Source organism: Blautia sp. Sow4_E7 (assembly GCF_052116245.1).
Lineage (GTDB): Bacteria > Bacillota > Clostridia > Lachnospirales > Lachnospiraceae > Blautia_A.
This window is the reverse complement of sequence record NZ_JBQKLL010000114.1, coordinates 1-1,411: the sequence shown is the minus strand read 5'-3', so window position 1 is coordinate 1,411 and position 1,411 is coordinate 1. Positions and strand designations below refer to the sequence as shown.

Here is a 1,411-nt window from a genome sequence, read left to right as displayed (position 1 = left end):
CATAACCTATCCTCCATGATTGTAGTGAAATAGTCTAAATATCTTTCATCTACAATTATAGAGGAATCCAGAAGATTAGAAAATCCGCAGGAATATTTGGCGCTTACTATTAAACCCTTTATTTTCAATGTTTTTTACATTTTTATATACAGTTAGCCTAATCTGAGTTATAATGAGAACAGCCTATACGGGTGTACTCTATAACGATAACGCAGGAGGGCATTATGGCTATCGTTAAAAAAATGAAACAGCATCCGCCATTACCGCCGTCAAGATATGAGGTTGGCATCTATTGCCGTGTCAGCACTGCAAGCAAAACGCAGGTCGTGAGCGCAGGTCATCAGCTGTCTGGCCTTATTTCGGATGTGGCTAATAGCCATCAGGCACGGCTGCATGACGTCTATTTGGACATTCAGTCTGGTAGGACATCTGATAACCGTAAGAATTTAATGCGGCTCCTGGACGATTGCAGAGCCGGGAGAGTGACTCTTGTGTACACCAAGTCCATCAGCCGATTTGCCAGAAATACGGTAGATGTTCTGACTATTGTTCGGGAACTGAAGAAGATGAATGTCCCGGTCTACTTTGAGAATGAGCAGCTGTACTCCTTTGACAAGGATGCGGAACTTGCGATCAGCCTTTATGGGGCTATTGCCCAGGGTGAGTCAGAGAACAAGAGTGAGAACATCAAATGGAGCTTGGAAAAGGCAGCTCAGAACCCGGATGCACAAATATATAACCGGAAATGCTACGGATACAGTAATGCCGAAGACGGCAGCCTTGTGATCAACGAGCCGGAGGCAGAAGCCATACGGCAGATATTCCAGATGTACCTGGATGGATATAGTGTAGGCGGGATTAAGAAGTATCTGGAAGGAAACGGCATTTTGACTTCCAGGGGAAAAACGACCTGGTCGAAGCGTTCCATCGAAACCATACTGACCAATGAGAAATATGTCGGTGATGTCATTCTCTATAAGACCTTCTCCCCTAACTTCCCGGAGAAGAAGCGAATACCGAACAACGGAGAGCATCAGAAATACATCCAGGAGGATCATCATCCGGCAATCATTTCACGAGAGACGTTCCGGGAAGTCCAGGAAATGCGTGAGAGCAGAAGCAACATCGAGCGTCATGCAGATGGGACGGTAACCAGAAAGGCCACAAGGTACACTGGAAAGAAATAGTGAATATTGGGTTAAAGAGTTTTATAACTCGTTGTTTAGCGATTTGGTTAAATCCCAATAAATTTTTATAGGGAACAGAAAATTGATTAGAAACCAATCGAAGTTGGTGTAAATTGATTAGAAACCAATCGAAGTTGGTGTAAACGATAAAGCAGCTTACAACATTTGATAAACTGCCCTATCGTTTACATCAATTTCGATTTTTCTATAGTGAACAAAGTCGC

Annotated in this window: 1 protein-coding gene; it reads left to right on the top strand. The window is 43.4% G+C overall.

Going from position 1 to position 1,411, the window contains the following annotated elements:
* The first annotated feature begins 224 nt into the window (after positions 1–224).
* Positions 225–1,187, top strand: coding sequence for a recombinase family protein (locus ACTQ50_RS19595; protein ID WP_441485555.1), 963 nt, complete (start codon positions 225–227; stop codon positions 1,185–1,187).
* Positions 1,188–1,411 lie beyond the last annotated feature (224 nt).

What these genes read in the sequence shown, in the direction of transcription:
- ACTQ50_RS19595 (WP_441485555.1), top strand. Translation starts at nt 225, where the DNA reads ATGGCTATCGTTAAAAAAATGAAACAGCATCCGCCATTACCGCCGTCA.